This window comes from Streptomyces sp. NPDC037273, assembly GCF_055603625.1.
The window spans coordinates 126,884-147,263 of the sequence record NZ_JBVJVO010000014.1 but is presented as its reverse complement, the minus strand read 5'-3'; the positions used below and the strand labels follow the sequence as shown (position 1 = coordinate 147,263).

Annotated in this window: 23 protein-coding genes and 1 riboswitch; of the genes, 8 read left to right on the top strand and 15 right to left on the bottom strand. The window is 70.4% G+C overall.

Going from position 1 to position 20,380, the window contains the following annotated elements; translation table 11 throughout:
• Positions 1-169 precede the first annotated feature (169 nt).
• The 3 genes from ACZ7G1_RS30430 to thrC form a co-directional block, all read right to left on the bottom strand.
• The gene (locus tag ACZ7G1_RS30430; RefSeq protein ID WP_015035246.1) at positions 170-373 is read right to left on the bottom strand and encodes a cold-shock protein; all 204 of its coding nucleotides are present in this window, start codon (positions 371-373) and stop codon (positions 170-172) included.
• Positions 374-768: 395 nt separating this feature from the next.
• Entirely contained in the window at positions 769-1,047 is a 279-nt protein-coding gene (locus tag ACZ7G1_RS30425; protein ID WP_017238235.1) for a MoaD/ThiS family protein, read from the bottom strand.
• A 41-nt stretch (positions 1,048-1,088) separates the two neighbouring features.
• Positions 1,089-2,399: a threonine synthase gene (thrC, locus tag ACZ7G1_RS30420; protein WP_470878948.1), complete on the bottom strand. Its 1,311-nt coding sequence runs from the start codon at positions 2,397-2,399 to the stop codon at positions 1,089-1,091.
• Positions 2,393-2,537: riboswitch (SAM riboswitch) on the bottom strand. It overlaps the preceding gene by 7 nt.
• 149 nt (positions 2,538-2,686) lie before the next feature.
• On the opposite strand from thrC, the gene ACZ7G1_RS30415 reads away from it, so the two are divergent.
• From ACZ7G1_RS30415 to ACZ7G1_RS30405, 3 genes are all read left to right on the top strand, one after another.
• Positions 2,687-3,628, top strand: coding sequence for a glucosyl-3-phosphoglycerate synthase (locus ACZ7G1_RS30415; protein WP_470878844.1), 942 nt, complete (start codon positions 2,687-2,689; stop codon positions 3,626-3,628).
• Between the two features lie 103 nt (positions 3,629-3,731).
• The gene (locus tag ACZ7G1_RS30410; protein ID WP_470878842.1) at positions 3,732-5,561 is read left to right on the top strand and encodes a DUF7927 domain-containing protein; all 1,830 of its coding nucleotides are present in this window, start codon (positions 3,732-3,734) and stop codon (positions 5,559-5,561) included.
• A 103-nt stretch (positions 5,562-5,664) separates the two neighbouring features.
• Entirely contained in the window at positions 5,665-7,023 is a 1,359-nt protein-coding gene (locus ACZ7G1_RS30405) for an alpha,alpha-trehalose-phosphate synthase (UDP-forming) (RefSeq protein WP_470878840.1), read from the top strand.
• 30 nt (positions 7,024-7,053) lie between these two features.
• On the opposite strand, the gene ACZ7G1_RS30400 is transcribed toward ACZ7G1_RS30405, so the two are convergent.
• The 6 genes from ACZ7G1_RS30400 to ACZ7G1_RS30375 all read right to left on the bottom strand — a co-directional run bounded on the left by ACZ7G1_RS30400 (position 7,054) and on the right by ACZ7G1_RS30375 (position 10,242).
• The gene (locus ACZ7G1_RS30400; RefSeq protein WP_470878839.1) at positions 7,054-7,770 is read right to left on the bottom strand and encodes a hypothetical protein; all 717 of its coding nucleotides are present in this window, start codon (positions 7,768-7,770) and stop codon (positions 7,054-7,056) included.
• 17 nt (positions 7,771-7,787) lie between these two features.
• Positions 7,788-8,462 (bottom strand): pentapeptide repeat-containing protein, encoded by a 675-nt coding sequence (locus ACZ7G1_RS30395; protein ID WP_470878837.1) that lies wholly within the window; start codon positions 8,460-8,462, stop codon positions 7,788-7,790.
• Between the two features lie 75 nt (positions 8,463-8,537).
• Entirely contained in the window at positions 8,538-8,723 is a 186-nt protein-coding gene (amcA, locus tag ACZ7G1_RS30390) for a multiple cyclophane-containing RiPP AmcA (protein WP_470878836.1), read from the bottom strand.
• Complete coding sequence (gene amcB, locus ACZ7G1_RS30385; RefSeq protein ID WP_470878834.1) at positions 8,701-9,825, bottom strand: cyclophane-forming radical SAM peptide maturase AmcB; 1,125 nt, start codon at positions 9,823-9,825, stop codon at positions 8,701-8,703. The genes amcA and amcB overlap by 23 nt, the downstream gene beginning before the upstream one ends.
• A gap of 34 nt (positions 9,826-9,859) precedes the next feature.
• Complete coding sequence (locus tag ACZ7G1_RS30380; protein WP_470878832.1) at positions 9,860-10,066, bottom strand: hypothetical protein; 207 nt, start codon at positions 10,064-10,066, stop codon at positions 9,860-9,862.
• On the bottom strand, positions 10,063-10,242 hold the full coding sequence (locus ACZ7G1_RS30375) for a hypothetical protein (RefSeq protein WP_470878830.1): 180 nt from the start codon (positions 10,240-10,242) through the stop codon (positions 10,063-10,065). The genes ACZ7G1_RS30380 and ACZ7G1_RS30375 overlap by 4 nt, the downstream gene beginning before the upstream one ends.
• A 218-nt stretch (positions 10,243-10,460) precedes the next feature.
• Here ACZ7G1_RS30375 and ACZ7G1_RS30370 point away from each other — a divergent pair, with 218 nt between their 5' ends.
• Both ACZ7G1_RS30370 and ACZ7G1_RS30365 read left to right on the top strand, forming a co-directional pair.
• The gene (locus ACZ7G1_RS30370; protein WP_470878827.1) at positions 10,461-11,711 is read left to right on the top strand and encodes an XRE family transcriptional regulator; all 1,251 of its coding nucleotides are present in this window, start codon (positions 10,461-10,463) and stop codon (positions 11,709-11,711) included.
• Positions 11,708-12,268 (top strand): N-acetyltransferase, encoded by a 561-nt coding sequence (locus ACZ7G1_RS30365; protein ID WP_470878825.1) that lies wholly within the window; start codon positions 11,708-11,710, stop codon positions 12,266-12,268. The genes ACZ7G1_RS30370 and ACZ7G1_RS30365 overlap by 4 nt, the downstream gene beginning before the upstream one ends.
• 9 nt (positions 12,269-12,277) lie before the next feature.
• On the opposite strand, the gene ACZ7G1_RS30360 is transcribed toward ACZ7G1_RS30365, so the two are convergent.
• Both ACZ7G1_RS30360 and ACZ7G1_RS30355 read right to left on the bottom strand, forming a co-directional pair.
• Positions 12,278-12,766, bottom strand: a complete 489-nt coding sequence (locus tag ACZ7G1_RS30360; RefSeq protein WP_470878823.1) for an ArsR family transcriptional regulator — start codon at positions 12,764-12,766, stop codon at positions 12,278-12,280.
• Positions 12,767-13,218: 452 nt separating this feature from the next.
• Positions 13,219-13,560 (bottom strand): winged helix-turn-helix transcriptional regulator, encoded by a 342-nt coding sequence (locus ACZ7G1_RS30355; RefSeq protein ID WP_470878822.1) that lies wholly within the window; start codon positions 13,558-13,560, stop codon positions 13,219-13,221.
• A gap of 97 nt (positions 13,561-13,657) precedes the next feature.
• Between ACZ7G1_RS30355 and ACZ7G1_RS30350 the strand changes: the two genes are divergently transcribed.
• Entirely contained in the window at positions 13,658-14,539 is an 882-nt protein-coding gene (locus ACZ7G1_RS30350; RefSeq protein ID WP_470878820.1) for an NAD(P)-dependent oxidoreductase, read from the top strand.
• Between the two features lie 52 nt (positions 14,540-14,591).
• Here ACZ7G1_RS30350 and otsB read toward each other — a convergent pair whose 3' ends face one another.
• From otsB to ACZ7G1_RS30330, 4 genes are all read right to left on the bottom strand, one after another.
• Complete coding sequence (gene otsB / locus ACZ7G1_RS30345; protein WP_470878818.1) at positions 14,592-15,434, bottom strand: trehalose-phosphatase; 843 nt, start codon at positions 15,432-15,434, stop codon at positions 14,592-14,594.
• 74 nt (positions 15,435-15,508) lie between these two features.
• Positions 15,509-16,408 carry a Vgb family protein gene (locus ACZ7G1_RS30340; RefSeq protein WP_470878816.1) on the bottom strand — a complete coding sequence of 300 codons (900 nt, stop codon included), beginning with the start codon at positions 16,406-16,408 and terminating at the stop codon, positions 15,509-15,511.
• 123 nt (positions 16,409-16,531) lie between these two features.
• On the bottom strand, positions 16,532-16,783 hold the full coding sequence (locus ACZ7G1_RS30335) for a DUF3263 domain-containing protein (protein WP_470878814.1): 252 nt from the start codon (positions 16,781-16,783) through the stop codon (positions 16,532-16,534).
• Between the two features lie 9 nt (positions 16,784-16,792).
• Positions 16,793-18,076, bottom strand: a complete 1,284-nt coding sequence (locus ACZ7G1_RS30330; protein WP_470878812.1) for an extracellular solute-binding protein — start codon at positions 18,074-18,076, stop codon at positions 16,793-16,795.
• 199 nt (positions 18,077-18,275) lie between these two features.
• Here ACZ7G1_RS30330 and ACZ7G1_RS30325 point away from each other — a divergent pair, with 199 nt between their 5' ends.
• Positions 18,276-19,226 (top strand): ROK family protein, encoded by a 951-nt coding sequence (locus ACZ7G1_RS30325; protein WP_470878810.1) that lies wholly within the window; start codon positions 18,276-18,278, stop codon positions 19,224-19,226.
• Positions 19,226-20,380 (top strand): N-acetylglucosamine-6-phosphate deacetylase, encoded by a 1,155-nt coding sequence (nagA, locus tag ACZ7G1_RS30320; RefSeq protein WP_470878808.1) that lies wholly within the window; start codon positions 19,226-19,228, stop codon positions 20,378-20,380. Before ACZ7G1_RS30325 ends, nagA begins: the two co-directional genes overlap by 1 nt.

Genomic DNA, 20,380 nt, shown 5'->3' with positions numbered 1-20,380 from the left:
TGATTAGCACTCGCCCTAGGAGAGTGCAAGCGACTCTCGGGTTTCGGGCACCTCCACGCCAAGCCCGCCGAACCCCTGGTGAACCTTCCGGGAACGCGCGAGGGGTCCGCATCCCCTCAGGGATGCGGACCCCTCGACGGCGTTGCGTCGGTGGCCGATCGCGCCGCGCTCAGACGGCGAGCTTGACCATGTCCGCCTGCGGACCCTTCTGGCCCTGCGAGATCTCGAACTCGACTCGCTGTCCCTCTTCGAGGCTGCGGTAGCCATCCATCTGGATCGCGCTGTAGTGGACGAAAACATCCGCACCACCGTCGACCGCGATGAAGCCGTAGCCCTTCTCCGCGTTGAACCACTTGACGGTGCCCTGAGCCATGCCTAACTCCCCTATTACTGGCCCTTGCGCGGGACCGCACTTCGCGGACCCGGGTCAGACCCTGCGCCGGAACGCGTCGACCGCCGCTGAATGTATCTGCCCAACTGCCCTCTGCAACAGGTCATTCGAGCGAGAATTCTCGGCGCGACGGAAAGGGGAATTGGGGAGAATCCCCTGGATGACGGGGCAAGTCGGGCCCGGCAAAAGGCGCACAACGTACACAACGCGCAGGCACTTTGGCTGCTTCTTGTCGCGCGAAGACGCTTTCTCATATGCGTCCGGCATGAGCAGCGGAGGGGACTTCCCCAACTCTACCCCGCTCAACCATGCAGAATTGCCCCTTCCGCTTATAGGCGCGGAAGGGGCAATTCGAGAAAGACGGGACGCGATAGGCGTCAGCAGCCGCCGGCGACGGCCGGGATGATCGAGACGCCCGCGCCGGCCGGGGTGGCCGTCTCCAGACCCTGCTCGAAGCGCACGTCGTCGTCGTTCACGTAGACGTTGACGAAGCGGCGCAGCTTGCCCTGGTCGTCCAGGACGCGGGCGGCGATGCCCGTGTGGTTCTTCTCCAGGTCGGCGATGACCTCGGCGAGGGTCGCGCCCTCGGCCTGGACCTCGGACTGACCGCCCGTGTAGGTGCGGAGGATGGTGGGGATGCGGACGTTCACGGCCATGTCGTCGAAACCTTTCGGGGAACCGGGGGAGCGGGCGGGTGTCAGAGCGCCAGGCCGGCGTCGCGGAAGGCGTCGAGGCTCGGGCGGATGGTGACGGTCGCACCGGAGGTGTCGGCCACCGCGTCGAGGGTCTTGAGCCCGTCACCGGTGTTGAGGACGACGGTGGTGAGGTTCGGGTCGATGACACCGGCCTCGACGAGCTTGCGCGTGACGCCGACGGTCACGCCGCCCGCGGTCTCGGCGAAGATGCCCTCGGTCCGCGCGAGCAGCTTGATGGCGTCCACCACCTGCTCGTCGTTCACGTCCTCCACGGCGCCGCCGGTGCGGCGGGCGATGTCGAGGACGTAGGGGCCGTCCGCCGGGTTGCCGATGGCGAGCGACTTGGCGATCGTGTTCGGCTTCTGCGGGCGGACCACGTCGTGGCCGGCCTTGAAGGCGGCGGAGACCGGGGAGCAGCCCTCGGCCTGGGCGCCGAAGATCTTGTACGGCTTGTCCTCGACGAGGCCCAGCTTGATGAGCTCCTGGAGACCCTTGTCGATCTTCGTGAGCTGGGAGCCGGAGGCGATCGGGATGACGAGCTGGTCGGGGATGACCCAGCCGAGCTGCTCGCAGATCTCGTACGCCAGCGTCTTGGAGCCCTCGCCGTAGTACGGGCGGAGGTTGACGTTCACGAAGCCCCAGCCCTCGCCGAGCGGGTCGCCGATGAGCTCCGAGCAGAAGCGGTTGACGTCGTCGTAGTTGCCCTCGATGGCGACCAGGTCGCCGCCGTAGACGCCGGCCATGACGACCTTGCCCTGCTCCAGGTCGTGCGGGATGAAGACGCAGGAGCGGAAGCCGGCGCGGGCGGCGGCGGCGCCGACGGCGCCGGCCAGGTTGCCGGTGGAGGAGCAGGAGAGGGTGGTGAAGCCGAAGGCGCGGGCTGCTTCGAGGGCCTGCGCGACGACCCGGTCCTTGAAGGAGTGGGTCGGGTTGCCGGAGTCGTCCTTGACGAAGAGCTTGCCGGGGGCGACGCCGAGCTCGCGGGCGAGGTTGTCGGCCTTGACGAGCGGGGTCCAGCCGGGGTTCAGGTTCGGCTTCTCGGCGACGTCGGCCGGGACGGGCAGCAGCGGGGCGTAGCGCCAGATGTTGGCGGGTCCTGCCTCGATCCGCTTGCGCAGCGCCTCGGGGTCACCGGCGGGAAGGTCGTACGCGACTTCGAGCGGTCCGAAACAGAGTTCGCAGGCGAAGATCGGGCCGAGCGGGAAGACTTCACCGCATTCGCGACAGGAAAGCCCGGACGCGGGACCGAGGTCGACGGTGGTGGCGGAAGCGACGGTCTGTACAGCCATGGAGGCGAGGCCCTTTCTCCTCATCTTTCCCATGACGAATTTTTCGTCATGAGACGGATTTGGCACCTTCCCTAGCCGGGAGCCTCGCTGGAGGACGAGTAACCGACTGGAGGGTTGCCGGGGCTTCAACGGGCCGTTTCCCTCTGCCCCTCTGGATGAGCGGTATTCGATTGTGAAGTGCGGTGGACTTTCGTTCCTGCACTCCGACGCGGTCGGCACCCCGACGTGCATCGGGCATCCGCGTTGTTCAAGACTGTAACCGAAGGCCCCGGAGCTTGGACGGGCCGTCCGTACCGCGAGATGGAGATCACGTGCTGGAAGAGGTGGAGCGCTGGCTGGACCGGCGGTCCTGGTCTGTGGCGGACCGGCCGCTGGAGCGCATCCTCGCCGCCAAGCGCAATACGAAGGTCAGCGTCGTGCTGCCCGCGCTGAACGAGGAGGCGACCGTCGGCGACATCGTCGCGGTGATCCGGCGGGAGCTGATGACGGAGGCGGTGCCGCTGGTCGACGAGCTGGTGGTGATCGACTCGGGCTCCACCGACCGCACGGCGGAGGTCGCCGCGGCGGCCGGCGCGCGGGTCGTCGCCCGCGACGCGATACTCCCCCGAATACCGGCCGTCCCCGGCAAGGGCGAGGTCCTGTGGCGCTCACTGATGGTGACGAGCGGGGACGTCGTCTGTTTCGTCGACGCGGACCTGCGGGACTTCTCCGCGGACTTCGTCACGGGGATCGTCGGCCCGCTGCTCACCGACCCGGACGTCGAGTTCGTGAAGGCCATGTACGACCGGCCGTTCGGAGACACGCCAGGCCAGGGCGGGCGGGTGACCGAGCTGGTGGCGCGCCCCCTGCTCAACCTGCACTGGCCGCAGCTGGCCGGCTTCGTCCAGCCGCTGGGCGGGGAGTACGCGGCGCGCCGCTCGCTGCTCGAACGGCTGCCGTTCCCGGTCGGTTACGGAGTGGAGCTGGGGCTCCTCGTCGACGCGCTGCACACGGTGGGCCTGGACGCGCTCGCCCAGGTGGACGTCGGGGTGCGCAAGCACCGGCACCAGGACGGGCAGGCGCTCGGCCGGATGGCGGCCGCGATCTACCGGACGGCGCAGCTGCGGCTCTCCCGGGGCCATCTGGTCCGCCCGCGTCTCACCCAGTTCGAGCGCGGCGAGAAGGGCTTCGAGCCGCGCACGTACGCGGTGGACACGGAGGAGCGTCCTCCGATGGCCGAGATCGCGGAGTACGCGCGCCGCCAGGTGGCCTGAGGGCGGGGGCGGAGGCGTACCCGGCCACCACGTACACGGCGGAGCGGATCGACCGCGTGGCGTAACGCCCCACGATGATCCTCTTTGCCTACATTGCCCTTTTATGCGCTTCAGACGACTTCACCTGGGCAGAGTGCTGGCGGCCATCGGCCTCACGGCGGGCTCGCTCGCGTTCACGGCGGCCGGTCCGGCCTCCGCGGACGTGGTCGAGCCCTTCGGAAAGCGGTACGACGAGTCGCTGTACGGCGACTTCACCACCATCGGCAACACGGTCATGGGCTGTCCCACCGCCCCCGCCGACCTGGCCGCCCGCTGCGCGTCGGCGGCGAGCGGCCAGGGGTCCGACAACAACAACACCTTCGTGATGCGGCGCATCGACGCGGGCGGCGTCGGGGACACCGGCTACGGCTCAAGCACCGGCCACGTCGTGATCCCGGCGGGCGCGGAGGTCGCGTACGCCCGGCTGTTCTGGGGCGGCAACGACGGCACGTACCGGGGCCCGAGCGGCGCGGCGCTCAAGCGCTGCGACATCTCCGGCGCGGACGTCGACGCCTCGCCAGGCGACCCGGCGACGACCACCCCGGTGATCAAGGTCGGCACGGGGGCGGCCGCGCCGGTCTCGATCGACAGCATGGTCGTCGACCCGGCCGACACCAGCGGCCCGCACTACTACACGGGCGAGTCGGACGTGACGGCCGCCTTCGCGGGCGTCACCGGCGGGGACGTGCCGATCGCGGTCGGCAACCTGTGGGCGCCGACCGGCAAGGGCTGTGTCGCGGGCTGGTCGCTGACCGTCGTGCACAAGTTCCCGGGCCCCGACCCGGTCCGCGCCCCCGAGCGCCGGAACGTGTACGTCTACGGCGGCCACGTCCTCCAGCGCTCGACCTCCCCGGCCACGACCATCACCGTGGACGGCTTCTACCGGAACCCGGGCACCGTGCGGGCGAGCGTCACCGCGTACGAGGGCGACTGGAACACGCCGGGCGACAAGTTCCTCGTCGACGGCCAGAACGTCACCGAGGCCCACACCGGCAACACGAACAACTTCTTCATCAGCGAGGACGACGGCGCCGTCAACCCGAGGACGCAGAACAACCTCAGCATCGACGCCAAGGCCTTCGACGTCCCCTCCGGCGCCGTCCCGCCCGGCGCGACCTCGGCCGAGCTGACCTTCTCCACCAGCGGCGACACCTACGTGCCCTCCGGCCTCGCCTTCTCCGTACCGGTCCCCGACCTGGAGATCACCAAGAAGGCGAGCACGACCAAGGTCAAACCCGGTGACACCCTGACGTACACGATCACCGCGAAGAACATCAGCCCGCTGGACTACCCGAACGCCAAGTTCAGCGACGACCTCACCGGCAACCTCGACGACGCCGACTACAACGGCGACGCGCGCAGCGACATCGGCACGGCCACATACGACAAGCCCAAGGTCGGCTGGACCGGCACCATCCCGGCCGGCCAGACGGCGACCGTCACCTACTCGGTGAAGATCAAGAACCCGCCGGCCGGCGACGGCAAGCTCCGCAACGCCGTCGAGTTCGAGACCGCGCGTACCAACTGCGGCGACGGCAGCCAGGACCCGGCCTGCGCGGTCGCCCCGGTGCTCGACCTCCCCGAGGTGACGGAGTCCCCGAAGCCCACGCCGACGGACCCCTCGCCGAGCCCCTCGTCACCCGCCCCGCCGACCTCCTCCGACGAGCCGTCCACCCCGGCCCCCAGCACGTCCGCGACGGCCTCGGCCACGGTCTCCGCGCCGCACACCTCCCCCGCGGCCCCGGCACCGGGACCCCAGGGCGGCCGCGGCTCCGGCTCCATGGCCGACACCGGCGGCAACGGCGAGCGGCTCTGGCTGCTCGGCGCCCTCGCGGTCGCCCTCGCGGCGACGGGCCTGGTCGCCAAGGCGGCGATGCGCGGCCGCCGCGACTGAAGGACAGCGGGGAGTCACTGACCTGCGGTGACTCCCCGTGGCCGGATCAGCCTGTCTCGTATACGTACGTTTGAGCGTTTACGGGACGGGCTAGGTTCGCCACATGGCTACTGTGCTCGTGGCATCCAACCGGGGCCCGGTCTCGTACGTCCCCGGCGAAGACGGCTCCCTCGAAGCCCGCAGGGGCGGCGGCGGCCTCGTCTCGGGGCTGAGCGCCGTGTCCGCCCGGGAAAGCCTCTGGGTGTGCGCGGCGCTCGGCGAGGGCGACCGCGAGGCCGTCCGCCGTGGCGTCTCCGAGCCGGGCGTCCGCATGCTCGACATCGATCCGGCCGTCCACGACGACGCGTACAACGGCATCGCGAACTCGGTGCTCTGGTTCCTCCACCACCACCTGTACGACATCCCGAGCGAGCCCGTCTTCGACGCCGCGTTCCGCCGCCGCTGGGAGTCGTACCGCGCCTACAACCGCGCCTTCGCCGAAGCCCTGGCCGCCGAGGCGGCGGACGGCGCCGCGGTCCTCGTCCAGGACTACCACCTGGCCCTTGTCCCCGGTCAGCTCCGCGCGCTCCGCCCCGACCTCCGCATCGCCCACTTCACGCACACCCCGTGGGCCTCCCCCGCCTACCTCCGCATGCTCCCCGACGACCTGCGCGGGGAACTCCTCGCCGGCATGCTCGGCGCCGACCACCTCGGCTTCCACACCCAGGCCTGGGCCTCCGCCTTCACCGAGTGCGCGGGCCCCGACGGCCTCGGCCGCTCCGAGGTCGCGGTGCACCCCCTGGGCGTCGACGGCGACGAACTCCGCTCCCTCGCCCACCGCCCCGAGGTCGACGAACGGCTCGCCGCGCTGCGCAAGGAGGTCGGCGACCGCAGGACCATCGTCCGCGTCGACCGCACCGAGCTCTCCAAGAACATCCTCCGCGGCCTGCTCGCCTACCGCGAGCTCCTCGCCACCCGCCCCGAGTGGCACGACCGCGTCGTCCACCTGGCCTCGGCCTACCCCTCCCGCCAGGACCTCGACGTCTACCGCGCCTACACCGCCGCCGTCTCCGACCTCGCCGCCGAGATCAACGCCGAGTTCGGCACCCCCGCCTGGCAGCCCGTCCTCGTCTCCGTCCAGGACGACTTCACCCGCTCCCTCGCCGCCTACCGGCTCGCCGACGTCGCCCTCGTCAACCCCGTCCGCGACGGCATGAACCTCGTCGCCAAGGAGATACCCGTCGTCTCCGAGTCCGGCTGCGCCCTCGTCCTCTCCCGCGAGGCCGGCGCCCACGCCGAACTCCACCCCTACGCCCTCACCGTCAACCCCTTCGACGTCTCCCAGACCGCCGAAGCCCTCCACACCGCCCTCTCCATGCCCCCCGCCGAACGCACCACCCGCACCACCCACCTCGCCACCGCCGCCACCGCCCTCCCACCCCAACGCTGGTTCCTCGCCCAACTGGAGGCCCTGGGCGGCTAGGGCCCCGCGATCGGGCGTTCGGTGGGGTGGTCAGACAAGTGAGGGCAGCATTCCGCGAGGCCAGTGCCCAAGCCAGAAGGCCATGGCGGACCCCTCGATCTGCCCCTCGGTCGATCCATCGTGGAAGAGGTACTCGGTCGGGGCCACGTAGCCCTCTCCGGGAGCGAGACGGACCCGAACGCACCGAAGAGGGTGGCCGGCGGCGACGTACGCGCGGCAGTCGTCGGTGTGGGGGTACCTCCGCTCGTAGGAGTCGGCGTGGACCGCTCGGCACACGGTCTGTGCGTCGAGGACGCCGAGGACAATGAACCGATCGCCAGGACCGAGGTTGAGGGCGAGCCGACGTCTTCCGGCCGTCCTCCGGCTGTAGATGAGCTTGTCCCAGTTGTCGAGGTGAAGGCCGATCAGACGCCCGTCCCTGTAGTTGTCAGTCGTGGTGCGCAGACCAGGCCCGGAAAGGGCCTGACCGATGTACTCCGCATGGTCGTCGCCCAGGGCCTTCGCCAAATCGGCGACACTCCCGCCGGTGAGTGCCGGGGGTGTGACGATCTCCACGAGCACGGCAGGCGGCGTCCCCACGGGAGCGGCCAGCGCGCGCCCCTCCTCCGCGCTGAGCCGCTGCCACGGGCCGGACGGCGCCACCGCCCCCTCCTCGTACTCCGCCTCGTCCCCGACGGGGTGGATTACGGCGATGTCGCAGCGTGTGCGTAAGGCACCCAGGTCGTTGAATGCGAGGTGCAAGGGCACGGAAGGCCTCCTGTGCGTCAGTCGTCCCCGATGACGATGTCGAGTTCGCTCACCAAGGCATGAGCGAGGTCGGCCTGCTGCGACTCGTCGATGCGGATCTTGGCGAGGTTCACGACGCCTCGGATCGCCGCCAGGTCGTTGCCCCGCAGGTCCGTGTCCCGGTAGCGGCCGCCCCCGAACTCCGTGAGCCTCAACGCGCAGTCGCTGAACACGGCTTCGGACAGGTCACAGTCGCTGAACACGGCCTCGGTGAGGACACAGCCCGCGAACACCACGGGCCCGATGGCCCGGAGCTTGTCGAACGTCGCGTAGTCGAACTTGCAGCCCTCGAACAGCACGTCGTCCAGCACCAGGCCGTTCAGCGCGGCGCCCATGAACTTGGAGTCGCGGACCACCACTCGGGTCAACTTGCTCTCACTCCAGCGAACCGACCGGAGATCACTGCCTCTGATCTCCACACCGTGCAGATTCAAGGCCCGGAACTCGACGCGCTGAGAGTGGACGTCACTGATGCGACCGGTGATGAGCTGCGTCTCCGCCAGGTCGAGTGAGCGCAGGTTCGCTTCTCCGAAGGAGAAGTCCTGGACGATGCCGCGCGCGCTGTCGAGAGTGCCGACGTTCGACAGGTAGAGGCCGGGTTCGTCCAGATCCGGCGTCGTCACGGTGACGCGCCCGAAGACTCGCGTGGCCATGGTGGTGCTCCGTTCCGTCGTGGGGCCGGAGCAGCCCCGCGGAGTCCGCTGGAGCCGCCCCGGTATCCGCGTGAGCTAGGACTTCTTGCTCCAGTCGTCCCACGTGGGCCGGTTGTCGAAGACCGGTGTGGGGTTGTCCCACGTGGGCCGGTTGTCGAAGGTGGCCAGAGCGTGCGTCCCGGCGGCCTCCAGGAGGGACCGGAAGCCGTGGGGCGAGTCCATCACGAGGGTGGTGGCGTCAGTGGGCATGTTCGCGGACATGGCGCGTTACTCCTTCCATCAGGGCGATCTTGGCGGTGGTGCAGTACCGGGTCCTGGTCCCGTCCATCCGGCCGCCGTGCTCGAAGTACCGGTTGGCGGGGTGTGCTCCGCCGCAGAAGGCGAAGTAGGGGCACTCGGCGCGGCAGGCGTCGACGCCGTTCCAGAACTCGGTAATCCAGGGGGTGCGTTCCTCTGCCTCGGCCACGAGGACGTCAAGGCCCAGGTCGAGCACGCTGCCGGTGGTGAAGTCGCCGAACCTGTCGTCGGTGAACCCGGCCAGCTCGGGCGACAGCATGACCACGCCCCCGTCGTACGCGATGGTGGGCAGCGGGTCCCAGGGAGCAGAGGCCGGGAGGGGTGCGGACACCTTCCCCTGGAGGACCGCACCGGCGAAGTTCACCACTCGCTGGACCTCCCTCAGGCGTATCACCGGGTTGGCCCGCCAGGTGCCGGCGAGAGCGGCCCAGAACTCAGTCGCCCGGGCGGCGTCGGTCGCCCGTACGGAGCGGTTCACGCCCTCCTCCTCTTCCACGTTCACCCCGAGGGTGGTGACGCCGAGCTCGGCGAAGAACTCGTAGAACCGGGCAGCGTTCACCGGGTCCGGGTCGGAGACGACCGCGATGGCGGAGAACGGGATGCCGTGTCGGCGCAGGCGGTCGATCCCCCGCATCGTGGTGTGGAATCCGGGATGTCCGGCAAGGGTCACACGGTGGGTGTTCATGGCTTCGGGACCGTCGATGCTGACTCCCACGGCTACGTCGTGCTCTGCCAGGAACCCGCACCACGCGTCATCGACGAGTGCGGCGTTCGTCTGCAGGGAGTGCTTCACGCCTTTGAAGGGGGCCATGAGCGCCGCCATGTGTTCCCGGCCCGTGGCGAGAGGCTCTCCCCCGTGCCAGACGACCTCGAATGCCGGGTCATCGACCGCCCATTCGTTGACCGACCTCGCCACTGCCCCGGCGACATCCACCTTCATGAGGTGCTTCTGCTTCCGCAAGGGCAGGTAGCAGTAGGTGCAGTCCATGGGCAGGCATTGCGTCGTCGGCTGCATGATCACGGCACGGGGGACGGCCGCGAGCCGCTTGGGGCTGCCCGAGGTCATGGTGCTCCTCTCGTCCGACTACTGGCTGGATGGTTCATCGGACGGCCTTGACGTTGTCGACTGCCGTCGACCACTCCACACCGGACGCGGGGCGGATGTGGGCGACGCGGACCACTCGGCCGTCGTCGTGAACGTCGTGCGTGACCGCCATGAGCCGGCCTTCGCTCCGGGAGGCGATGTCCCGCACCTGCCGCCCGAGCAACACGTGCTGCTCGTACCCGGCCTGGTCGACGGCGTTCACGCCTCGATGTCCCGGTCGGTCTGGGGCTGGTCGACGGCGAAGCGGCGCAGGAACCGTTCCCATCCGGCGGCCGCCCGTTCCCTCAGCTCATGACTGGGGACGCCGTAATCCGGCCTCGGTGTGCCGTACTCGTGTCCGCTTGCTTCGGGCGTGCGGTGAGAAAGAGAGCTGTCCATCGCCTGCTCCTGCCATCGGGGTACGGAGACGGCCGGCCGGGCTGAAGAGGAGCCGACGCTGATCGGCTTGCACCCGAACGGTGTGATCAGTCAACGGCCGGAGCCCGCGGGGGAACAGGAAAGGTTGCCGGCCAAGACACGGGGTGCGACCGGAAGACTTTACGAGCCCTTTGCGATACCCCTGGCCCGGCGAGTGAGCTGGGGCTACGTTCTGTGTCGTGGCAGTCAACGCCGTGTTGAAGCAGCGGATGGCCGACTTAGGCCTCACGCAGGAGGAGTTGGCGGAGCGAATGAGCGCCGCTCTGCTGGAGATCACCGGCAAGCCGGGCGATGTCTCGGACCGGACCGTGCGAAACCTGATCAACGGAGCCACCCGGCGCCCGATCGGTCGCACACGCCGGGCACTGGAAGTGGTCTTCCGCTGCCCGTTGAAAGACCTGGGGTTCGAGTCCCCCAGCACCACAGCACCACCGGAGGCCCCCGTGCAACGCCGCCAGTTCATCGCAGCCGGAACTGCTCTGGCACTCACCCCGGGGTCCGGTACTCCCCGTCGCATCGGCGTCAGCGACGTCGAACGCCTCCAGCGCAGATTCACCGACGTCGTCGCCAAGGACCACCGTCACGGCGGCCAACTCGTCATCGAGCACAAGGCCGCAGCTCTCGCCGACGAAGCCCTCTCGCTCCAGGGCTCCGCCACCGCCAGCCAGCGAGTCAGGAAGCAGGTATACGCCTCAGCCGCAGCCTTCCGTTCCTCCGCGATGTGGGCCGCCATCGACGGACGCCGTTTCGACGACGCGGCACAGCACATGCGTGTCGCCCAGCAGCTCGCCGAGATGGCCGGTGATCCGTACATCAAGTTCCGCATCTGGTCTCACGCGGGCACGATGTACCGTCACATGGGTCGTCCGGCCGACGCGCTCGCGGCCAACGACGTGGCCCGAAAGCTCGGTATCACCCGCCAGGACCCCATGTTCGCCTCCCTGGGGCTGGCCAGGCAGGGCGCCATTTACGGTGCGTCCGGAGACGCCGCCGCCATCCGCCGGACCTTCGACCAAGCTCAGGACGCCATGCTGCGCGCCGACCCCGAGGCCCAGCGCCCCGTCTGGATGAACGCCTTCTACGACCACTCCGAACTCGACAGTCTTGCCCTCTCCGCCTATCTCACCCTCGGTGACTTCGCGCGGGCCGAAGCCCACGGCCATCGGTGCCTTGCGGCCCTGCGCCCCCATATGCACCGCTCCAAAGCCATCGCCACGACCCGCGTCGCGCGGGCGCAGCTCGAACAGGGCGATGTGGAGCACGCCGTCGCCAGCGCCATGTCCGTCCCAACCGATGCCGCGACCCGCCACCCCCGTGTCGTGGGGATGCTCCGCGTGTTCGGCCGACGCCTCGAAGCCATCGCCCCCGGCACCGCCTTCACCCAGTCCTGGACCCAGTACACCCTCGATACCTGGAGGCACCCCGCATGACTCCCCGGCTCCACCGCTACGCGAACACGCCCGCAACCATCGAGCAGGTCATCGCCCCACTGATCGAGGTGTACGCGAAAGTCCGCGAGCCGCTGCTTCACCTGCCGAACTACGCGGTACCCACCTTCACCGAACGCCTTCAGCGCCACGGAAGAGAACCGGGATTCGGGGCGGTTCTGGCGTTCGATGCCGAGGATCGGCCTGTGGGTTACGCGTACGGCAACACCGTAGAGAGCGGTGACCGGTGGTGGACGAGGATGGGCGAGGTCGACACCGGGTTCACCAGCTCCCCGGCGCTGGCTCTCAAGGAGATCGGCGTGACGCTGCCCTACCGGGGCACCGGACTTGCCCGGCGTATCCATGACGAGCTGCTCGCCGGTCGCGGCGAGGCGTACGTGTCACTCATGGTCAACGCGGCGGCGGGTGAGGGAAAGGTCCAACGCGTCTACGAGTCTTGGGGATACCAAGTGATCGGCACGAGCCAGCCGTCCCCTGAATCGCCCCTTCTCTCGGCGATGATCAGAAAGATCGCCACGGCTGAGGAGCACGTCCGCTAGGACGGTCACTCACGCGTCGCGGTCGTTGCCGCCGTCGATGACGGTCAGCTCGGCGCCCTTGCGTGCGTACGGGTCAGGGGTGCCGGCGGGGATGTTCTGCACGGCCTGGCCCTGCGCGGCCCCGTTGCCGTTGAACGCGAAGTCGGGGCGAATGCGCCAATCACGGCCGTCGGGAAAGATGAATCCGGCCTCGGCGAGCTGCCGAAGGGACCGCGAAACGGACGACTGGGACATGCCCACCTGCTCGGCGAACTTGACCTGACTCTCCACCCGGACGAGACCGTGGTCCTTGCGGTTCTGAAGGGCGCACATCTTGTGGAACAGCTTGTAGGACGCCCCGCTGAGGTCCGCCTCGGCGAGTGCGTCATGCGCGTCATAACCCATCGTGGTGAACCCACCTCCCCGGAACCAGAGTCCGTGCGCGGCTCCGACCGACGAGTGGACAGTGAGGTCCTGCACCTCGCCAGTGGTCCGGTTGACCGTCTCGATCTTGGTCACTCGTCGGGCCGCACGCACAGGGTACCTCCGGGGCTGTATCCGAGGCCTACATCGATAACCCATTCTTGCATTCCTCAACGCCTGATCAGGCTGCATCTATCCATCTCTGCATAGTCAGCCTCCGTGGTTGCAATGACGCTCTGGCATTAACGCAGGTCAGGACCTCGCCCGGGCCGCCCCGTCTTAAGTAGGTAAGCGCACCCGCCGTACGGACACCCCGGCGCTCGGAGGTACTGACTCGCCCCGGGCGCCTGCGGGCCGCCGTCGGCGGCCGTCATGGCGACAAGGAAGCGTGGCCGGGGTCGGTGGGTGGTTGCCGGAGACACACGTGACGCACGCCCGTCCGGCTTTCCCGCCGTCCTGGCGGGCTTTCGTGGGCCGGGGTCACGACAGGGCCTTGGTAGGTCAGGGCGAGTGGAGTGACAGCTGGAGGCCCTCGGCGGCGAGACCCCCTAACGCGTCTCGCGCCGCTCGCGGCCCCAGGCCGCCAGGGGTTCGAGGGCCTCGTTGAGACGCACGCCCGCCTTGGTGAGGGAGTACTCGACGCGAGGCGGAACCTCCTCGTAGGAGGCGCGGTGGACGATGCCGTCCGCCTCCATCTCCCGGAGGTGGGACGTCAGCACCTTCTCGGTGACGCCCGGGAGGAGACGGCGGAGTTCGCCGAAGCGGCGGTGGGGGTGCTCGTGGAGGGCCCAGAGGATGAGGACCTTCCACTTGCCGCCGATGACCTCCATCGCGGCGTCGATACCGCAGACGTGCCCGTCGTCGGTGCCCGGACGGTTCACGGTCGCCATGCGCCCACCCCTCTGACCTGTTCGCTCACCTCAGGGTAACCACCCACTCCCAAGTGGGTACTTGAGCAGGTCAGAGGCCTGAAGCAGCCTGGTGGGCATGACAGAGAACAGCGCCACCACGTCCCCCGTCTCCCTCCTCGGCCTCGGCACGATGGGCACCGCCCTCGCCCGCGCCTGGCTCACCGCCGGGCATCCGCTCACCGTCTGGAACCGCACCCCCGACCGCGCCCGTGCGCTCGCCGCCGAGGGGGCCGAGGTCGCGGAAAGCGCGGGCGCGGCCCTCGCCGCGAGCGAGCTCGTCGTCCTCTGCCTCCTCGACGACGCGTCCGTCGCCGCAACACTGAAGGGCCTCGACCTCACCGGAAAGGACCTCGTCAACCTCACCACCACGACCCCCGCCCAGGCCCGTACGCGGGCACGGTGGGCCGAGAAGCGCGGGGCACGCTATCTGGACGGCGGAATCATGGCCGTACCCCCGATGGTGGGCGTCCCGGAGGCCGGGGGATACGTCTTCTACAGCGGGTCTCGGGAGGTGTTCGAGGCGCGCCGGGCGGCCCTGGCCGTTCCCCTCGGGACGAGGTACGTCGGGGAGGACGCCGGGTTCGCCGCGCTGCACGACGTGGCACTCCTGAGCGCGATGTACGGGATGTTCGCCGGCGCCGCACACGCCTTCGCGCTGATCCGCCGCGAGGACATCGACCCGGTGTCCTTCGCGCCGCTGCTCGCGGACTGGCTGGGCGCCATGGCACAGAGCGTGCACGGCACCGCCGCCCAGCTGCAGAGCGGCGACTACACGACGGACGTCGTGTCGAACCTGGCGATGCAGGTGGCGGGGACGCCGACCTTCCTCGCCACCGCGGAGGGACAGGGGGTCAGTCCTGAGCTGATCAGGCCGTACTTCGAGCTGATGCGACGGCGGCTCGACGCGGGGAGCGGCGAGGAGGACCTGACGGGGGTGGTGGACCTCCTTCTGCGGTGATCGGTACGGCGCTCCCCGAGCCACCCGTACCGCCCCCGCCGCTTCCGGGGCCTCAGGCTCCCCGTACCGCCCTCGCCAGTTCCGTCAGGAACGCGACCACGCCGGGCGGGCCCTGCACCGACAGGTCGGCGCGCCCCGCCAGCTCCGGCACCTCGGTGGAACCGCTGCAGACCAGCAGGCCGGGGGTGCCGTCGGAGCGGAGCTTCTCCACGGCGGCGAAGGCGGGCAGATCGCCCAGGTCGTCGCCCGCGTACAGCACGGCCCCGGCCCCCACCTCCCGTACGTACTCGGCGAGTGCCACGCCCTTGTCCATCCCCGGCGGCCTCAGCTCAAGGACCATCCGTCCGGGCTCCAGGACGAGCCCGTGGTGGGTGGCGAGCTCGCCGAGCGGCCCCTTCAGCGCCTCGAAGGCGCCCTCCGGGTCCACGGCCCGCCGGGTGTGCACGGCGACCGCCCGGCCCTTCTCCTCGATCCACACGCCGGGCCAGGCGCCGGCCCGGTCCAGGAAGCCCGGGAGCTCGGCGCGCACCGACCCCACTCCCGGATGCACCGCCGCCGCCCGCACGGTCCCGGTCAGGGCGTCCCAGCGCTCGGCACCGTAATGCCCGAGGACCACCAGGTGCTCAAGCCCCGGCACCCCGGCGAAACCGCCGTACCGCACGGCGACCCCGGCCGGGCGGCCCGTCACCACGGCCACCGACGCGACCTGGGGAGCGAGCGCGGCGAGCGCCTCCACCGCGCCCGGGTGCGCGCGGGCCCGCTCGGGATCGGGGACGATCTCCGCGAGGGTCCCGTCGAAGTCGAGGGCGACGACGGCGCTCGCGGGCCGCGCGAGCAGCGCGTCCAGTCCGTCTCGTCCAGCGGGCGTGCGCGGCTGCGGCAGGCTGCTGACCATGCTGCCGACCCTACCGACGTACGGCTGCCGCGTCAGCGGGACCGACGTCACAGGGTTCCGGCGGGATGGCGGCCTCAGCCCGCGGGTACGACCTTCACTCCGCTGAGGGACGTGTAGGGCGGGCCCATGGTGAGGACGCGCTGCTCACCGGTGGCCGGGTTCACCCGGAAGACGGTGGGTTCCCTGGTCAGGGCCTTGTTGTCGGTGACGAGAAGGGTGCCGTCGGCCTCGATGGCGATCGCGGCGGGGGTGTCGAAGTCGCCGCCGGAGGACACCGTGGTCTGCCGGCCGGTCACCGGGTCCACCTTGATCACGCCGCCGGCGAAGCCCTCGAAGGCGTTGGCGTCGACGACGACGATGTTCCCGTCGTGGTCGATCAGCACGTCCACGGGGCTGCGCAGGCTGCCGCCCGACGAGATCACCGTGCGCGCGCCGCTGACCGGGTCGATCCGCACCACCTGGGGCGCGGGCGGCTCCGCGACGGGCCCGGCCTGCTCGACGGTGACGATGCTTCCGTCGGCCGCCACGGTCAGCCCGCAGGGCCGCAGCGGGTCGTCCTTGGCCTCGCCCACCGAGAGGACGCTCTGGTCGCCGGTGACGGGGTCGATCCGGATGACCGCTCCCTGGCCCTTGGAGAAGAGGTCGGCCACGACGATGTTGCCGTCGCGCTCGACGGCCACCGCGATCGGGCTGACGAGGTTCCCGTCGGACGACACCACCGACTGCTTCGTCGTCCCGTCGACCCTGGTCAGCCGCAGCAGCGTGCCGCCGCCCGGATGGTGCCGGTCCTTGGTCACCAGGACCCCGCCGTCGGCTTCGAGGGCGATCCCGGTCGCTCCCACCAGGTCCCCGCCGAGGGCGAAGAAACCCCGCAGCCCGGTGCGGGGGTCGAAGTAGTGCACCCCGCCCTGGCAGCCGAAGGTGGACGAGTCGGAGAGCAGCAGGGCCCCGGCGGGCATCCTGTAGTCGGCCATGGCGGTCACGACGGCTCCTTGAGCGCGCGAGCGAGCGGGACCAGCCCACTCAACCCCGGCCCCCGCGACCGCCCCCCGCACCCCGCCGCGCGACGATCCCCGAACCGCCCGATCGCAGCACCGCTACCGCCTTCGCCGCTTCTCCTCCCGCACCCTGCGCAGCCGGTTCACCGTCACCGGGTCGTGCGCCAGTGCCCGCGGGTCGTCGAGCAGGGCGTTCAGCAGCTGGTAGTACCGCGTCGCGGAGAGCCCCAGCTGCTCCCGCACCGCCCGCTCCTTGGCCCCGGGCCCGGGCCACGACCGCCGCTCGACGGCGAGGAGCGCCTGCTCGCGTTCGCCGAGCGTGGTCGCGTCACCCGCCGTCTCTTCGGTCATACGACCAAATTACTCGGCGGCCTCGGCCGCGGTCGCCGCCCGGTTGATGGCGCCGAGGACGTCGGAGGGCTTGGCGCCGGGGGCGACGGCCTTGCCGATGTTCTGCTTGACGTTCTCGCTGACCTTGGCCCAGGAGGTCTTGCCGACCGGGGGGAGCTGGGCGTTGGGGAGGCCCTTGAGGAACGCGCGGAGGTTGGCGTACTCGGGGTCGGTCTCCATGCGGGTGGAGGCGCTGACGGTGACGGGGAGGAGGTCGTTGTCGCCGGCGAACTTGAGGACGTTCTCGTCGGTGAAGACGAAGTTGAGGAAGGCGCCGATCTCCTTGGCGTGGCCGTTCTGCTTGAAGCCCATGATCCAGTCGGCGACGCCCATGGAGGACTTGGGGGTGCCGTCGATGCCGGGGAGGGGGACCTGGCCGACCTTGACGCCCTTCTTCGCGGCTTCCTGGACGAGGGAGGGGTGGCCGTTGAGCATGCCGACGTCGCCGCGGGCGAAGGCGGCGAAGGCGGCCTTGCGGTTGAGCTTGGCGGGGGCGACGGGGCCGGTGAGGCCCTTGCCGACGAGGTGGGTGCGCAGCCATTCGAAGGTGCGGATGTTGGCGTCGGAGTCGATGACGTAGTGGTCGGTGGCGTCGGTCCAGCCGCCGCCGCCGCTGAGCAGCCACATCAGGGTCTCGGCCTGCGCCTCCTCGGGTCCGAGGGGCAGCGCGAAGGGGGTGGGGACGCCGGCGTCCTTGAGCTTCTCGGCGGCGGCGGCGAGCTCGTCCCAGGTCTTGGGGGCTTCGAGCCCGGCCCGGTCGAAGAGGTCCTGGTTGTAGAAGAGGGGCCGGGTGGAGGCGACGAAGGGCAGGCCGTACTGGGTGCGCTTGGACTCGCCGGCGGCGACGAGCGGGGCGAGGAAGTTGGCCTGGACGGGGATGGAGAGCATCTCGTCGGCGGCGTAGAGCTTGCCGTCGGCGGCGTAGTCGGCGTAGGCGCCGATCTGGGCTATGTCGGGGGCGTCGCCCGCGGCGACCATCTCGGCGACCGTGCGGTCGACGTCGTCCCAGGACTCGATCTGGACTTCGATCTTGACGCCGGGGTGCTGGGCCTCGAAGGCGGCGACGAGGTCGGTCCAGTACTTCTTGGTGGAGTCGCCGCCGGTCAGGTCGTACTCGGCGGCGACCAGCCGGAGGGTGACGTCGCCGGAGTCGCCTCCGAGGGAGCCGCACCCGGCGACCGTCGCGGTCAGTCCGAGGGCGGCGGCGGCCGCGGTCAGTCCAAGGAATCGTCGCCGCTCCACGGCTTCATCCACCTTTTGCTCGTCGTTGAGCTGCGCGGAGCCTGGTGTTCGCTCTTCGCAGGGCCGCAAGTCTCTCGCGGGCCTGGCATGAGGTCTACACCACTTGGGTATCACTTCCGCAACTCAGCCCGGCCTTCGAATTTGTATCCGCACGCAACAATCCTCGGCAGTGGACTAGACCTTTTGGGTGGTGGCGCGCCAGACTGTCCCCGTGAGACACGTCATCGCCCTGGATGTGGGCGGCACCGGCATGAAGGCCGCCCTCGTCGGGGCGGACGGCACCCTGCTCCACGAGGCCCGCCGCGCCACCGGGCGCCGCCGCGGCCCCGAGGCCGTGGTGGAGACGATCCTCGGCTTCGCCGAAGACCTCCGCGCCCTCGGCCAGGAGCGGTACGGCGAGCCCGCCGCGGCCGCCGGCGTCGCCGTCCCCGGAATCGTCGACGCGGAGAACGGCATCGCCGTCTACGCCTCGAACCTCGGCTGGCGCGACGTTCCCATGCGCGAACTCCTCAGCGACCGGCTCGGCGGCATCCCCGTCGCCCTCGGCCACGACGTCCGCACCGGCGGCCTCGCCGAAGGCCGCATCGGCGCGGGCAACGGCGCCGACCGCTTCCTCTTCGTCCCCCTCGGCACCGGCATCGCCGGCGCCATCGGCATCGGCGAGCACATCGAGGCCGGCGCCCACGGCTACGCCGGCGAGATCGGCCACATCGTGGTCCGCCCCGGCGGCACCGACTGCACCTGCGGCCAGCGCGGCTGCCTGGAGCGGTACGCCTCCGCCTCCGCCGTCTCCCAGGCCTGGGCCGCCGCCAGCGGCGACCCCGAGGCCGACGCCGCCGACTGCGCGAAGGCCGTCGAATCCGGCGACGCCACCGCGGCCCGGGTGTGGCAGGACGCCGTCGACGCCCTCGCCGACGGCCTCGTCACCGCCCTCACCCTCCTCGACCCCCGCACGCTCATCATCGGTGGCGGTCTCGCCGAAGCCGGGGAAACCTTGTTCACACCACTTCGGGCCGCGGTGGAGGAGCGAGTGACGTTCCAGAAGCTGCCCGCCATCGTCCCGGCGGCCCTCGGGGACACCGCCGGATGCCTGGGCGCGGGCCTCCTCGCCTGGGACCTGCTCGCCGACACGCCCCGCAACGACTCGGAGGTTTCCGCCTGATGGCCGATCACAAGGTTCTCGCCGGCGCACACGTCGTGCTGCCCACCGGGATCGTCGAGAACGGACGCGTGATCGTCGCGGGCGACCGCATCACGGGCTCCGCCCCCGAGGGCGCCCCGACCGTCGACCTGACCGGCCACTGGCTCGTCCCCGGCTTCGTCGACATGCACAACCACGGCGGCGGCGGCGCCTCCTTCACCTCCGGCACCGTCGACGACGTCCTCAAGGGCGTCCACACCCACCGCCTGCACGGCACGACCACCGTCGTCGCCTCCTTCGTCACCGGCGAGATGGACTTCCTCACCCAGCGCGCCGGCCTGCTCTCCGAGCTCGCCGAGCAGGGCGAGATCGCCGGCCTCCACTTCGAGGGCCCGTTCATCTCCCCCTGCCGCAAGGGCGCCCACGACGAGACGCTGCTCCGCGACCCCGACCCGGCCGAGGTCCGCAAGCTGATCGACGCCGGCCGCGGCCAGGCCCGCATGGTCACCCTCGCCACCGAGCTGCCCGGCGGCATCGACTCCGTACGGCTGCTCGCCGAGCACGGCGTGATCGCCGCCATCGGCCACACCGACGCCACCTACGAGCAGACCGTCGCCGCCATCGACGCGGGCGCCACCGTCGCCACCCACCTCTTCAACGCGATGCCCGGCCTCGGCCACCGCGCGCCCGGCCCGATCGCCGCGCTCCTGGAGGACGAGCGGATCACCGTCGAGCTCATCAACGACGGCACCCACCTGCACCCCGCCGCCCTGGAACTCGCCTTCCACCACGCGGGCGCCGAACGCGTCGCCTTCATCACCGACGCCATGGACGCGGCCGGCTTCGGCGACGGCCGCTACATGCTCGGCACGCTCGCCGTCGAGGTGAAGGACAGCGTCGCCCGGCTCGTCGAGGGCGGCTCCATCGCCGGCTCCACCCTCACCCTGGACCGCGCCTTCAAGCGCGCCGTCACCATCGACGGCCTGCCCGTCGAGTCCGTCGTCCAGGCCATCTCCGCCAACCCCGCCCGCCTCCTCGGCGCCTACGACCGCGTCGGCTCCCTGGAGCCCGGCAAGGACGCCGACATCGTCGTCCTCGACGCGGAGTTCACCCTCAAGGGCGTCATGCGCAAGGGCGAGTGGATCGTCGACCCCACGGCGGGCCCGGCGGCCTGA

Coding starts and splice junctions, on each gene's coding strand:
- ACZ7G1_RS30430 (WP_015035246.1), bottom strand. CDS start 373: ATGGCTCAGGGCACCGTCAAGTGGTTCAACGCGGAGAAGGGCTACGGC.
- ACZ7G1_RS30425 (WP_017238235.1), bottom strand. CDS start 1,047: ATGGCCGTGAACGTCCGCATCCCCACCATCCTCCGCACCTACACGGGC.
- thrC (WP_470878948.1), bottom strand. CDS start 2,399: ATGAGGAGAAAGGGCCTCGCCTCCATGGCTGTACAGACCGTCGCTTCC.
- ACZ7G1_RS30410 (WP_470878842.1), top strand. CDS start 3,732: ATGCGCTTCAGACGACTTCACCTGGGCAGAGTGCTGGCGGCCATCGGC.
- ACZ7G1_RS30405 (WP_470878840.1), top strand. CDS start 5,665: ATGGCTACTGTGCTCGTGGCATCCAACCGGGGCCCGGTCTCGTACGTC.
- ACZ7G1_RS30395 (WP_470878837.1), bottom strand. CDS start 8,462: ATGGCCACGCGAGTCTTCGGGCGCGTCACCGTGACGACGCCGGATCTG.
- amcA (WP_470878836.1), bottom strand. CDS start 8,723: ATGTCCGCGAACATGCCCACTGACGCCACCACCCTCGTGATGGACTCG.
- amcB (WP_470878834.1), bottom strand. CDS start 9,825: ATGACCTCGGGCAGCCCCAAGCGGCTCGCGGCCGTCCCCCGTGCCGTG.
- ACZ7G1_RS30375 (WP_470878830.1), bottom strand. CDS start 10,242: ATGGACAGCTCTCTTTCTCACCGCACGCCCGAAGCAAGCGGACACGAG.
- ACZ7G1_RS30365 (WP_470878825.1), top strand. CDS start 11,708: ATGACTCCCCGGCTCCACCGCTACGCGAACACGCCCGCAACCATCGAG.
- ACZ7G1_RS30355 (WP_470878822.1), bottom strand. CDS start 13,560: ATGGCGACCGTGAACCGTCCGGGCACCGACGACGGGCACGTCTGCGGT.
- ACZ7G1_RS30350 (WP_470878820.1), top strand. CDS start 13,658: ATGACAGAGAACAGCGCCACCACGTCCCCCGTCTCCCTCCTCGGCCTC.
- otsB (WP_470878818.1), bottom strand. CDS start 15,434: ATGGTCAGCAGCCTGCCGCAGCCGCGCACGCCCGCTGGACGAGACGGA.
- ACZ7G1_RS30340 (WP_470878816.1), bottom strand. CDS start 16,408: ATGGCCGACTACAGGATGCCCGCCGGGGCCCTGCTGCTCTCCGACTCG.
- ACZ7G1_RS30335 (WP_470878814.1), bottom strand. CDS start 16,783: ATGACCGAAGAGACGGCGGGTGACGCGACCACGCTCGGCGAACGCGAG.
- nagA (WP_470878808.1), top strand. CDS start 19,226: ATGGCCGATCACAAGGTTCTCGCCGGCGCACACGTCGTGCTGCCCACC.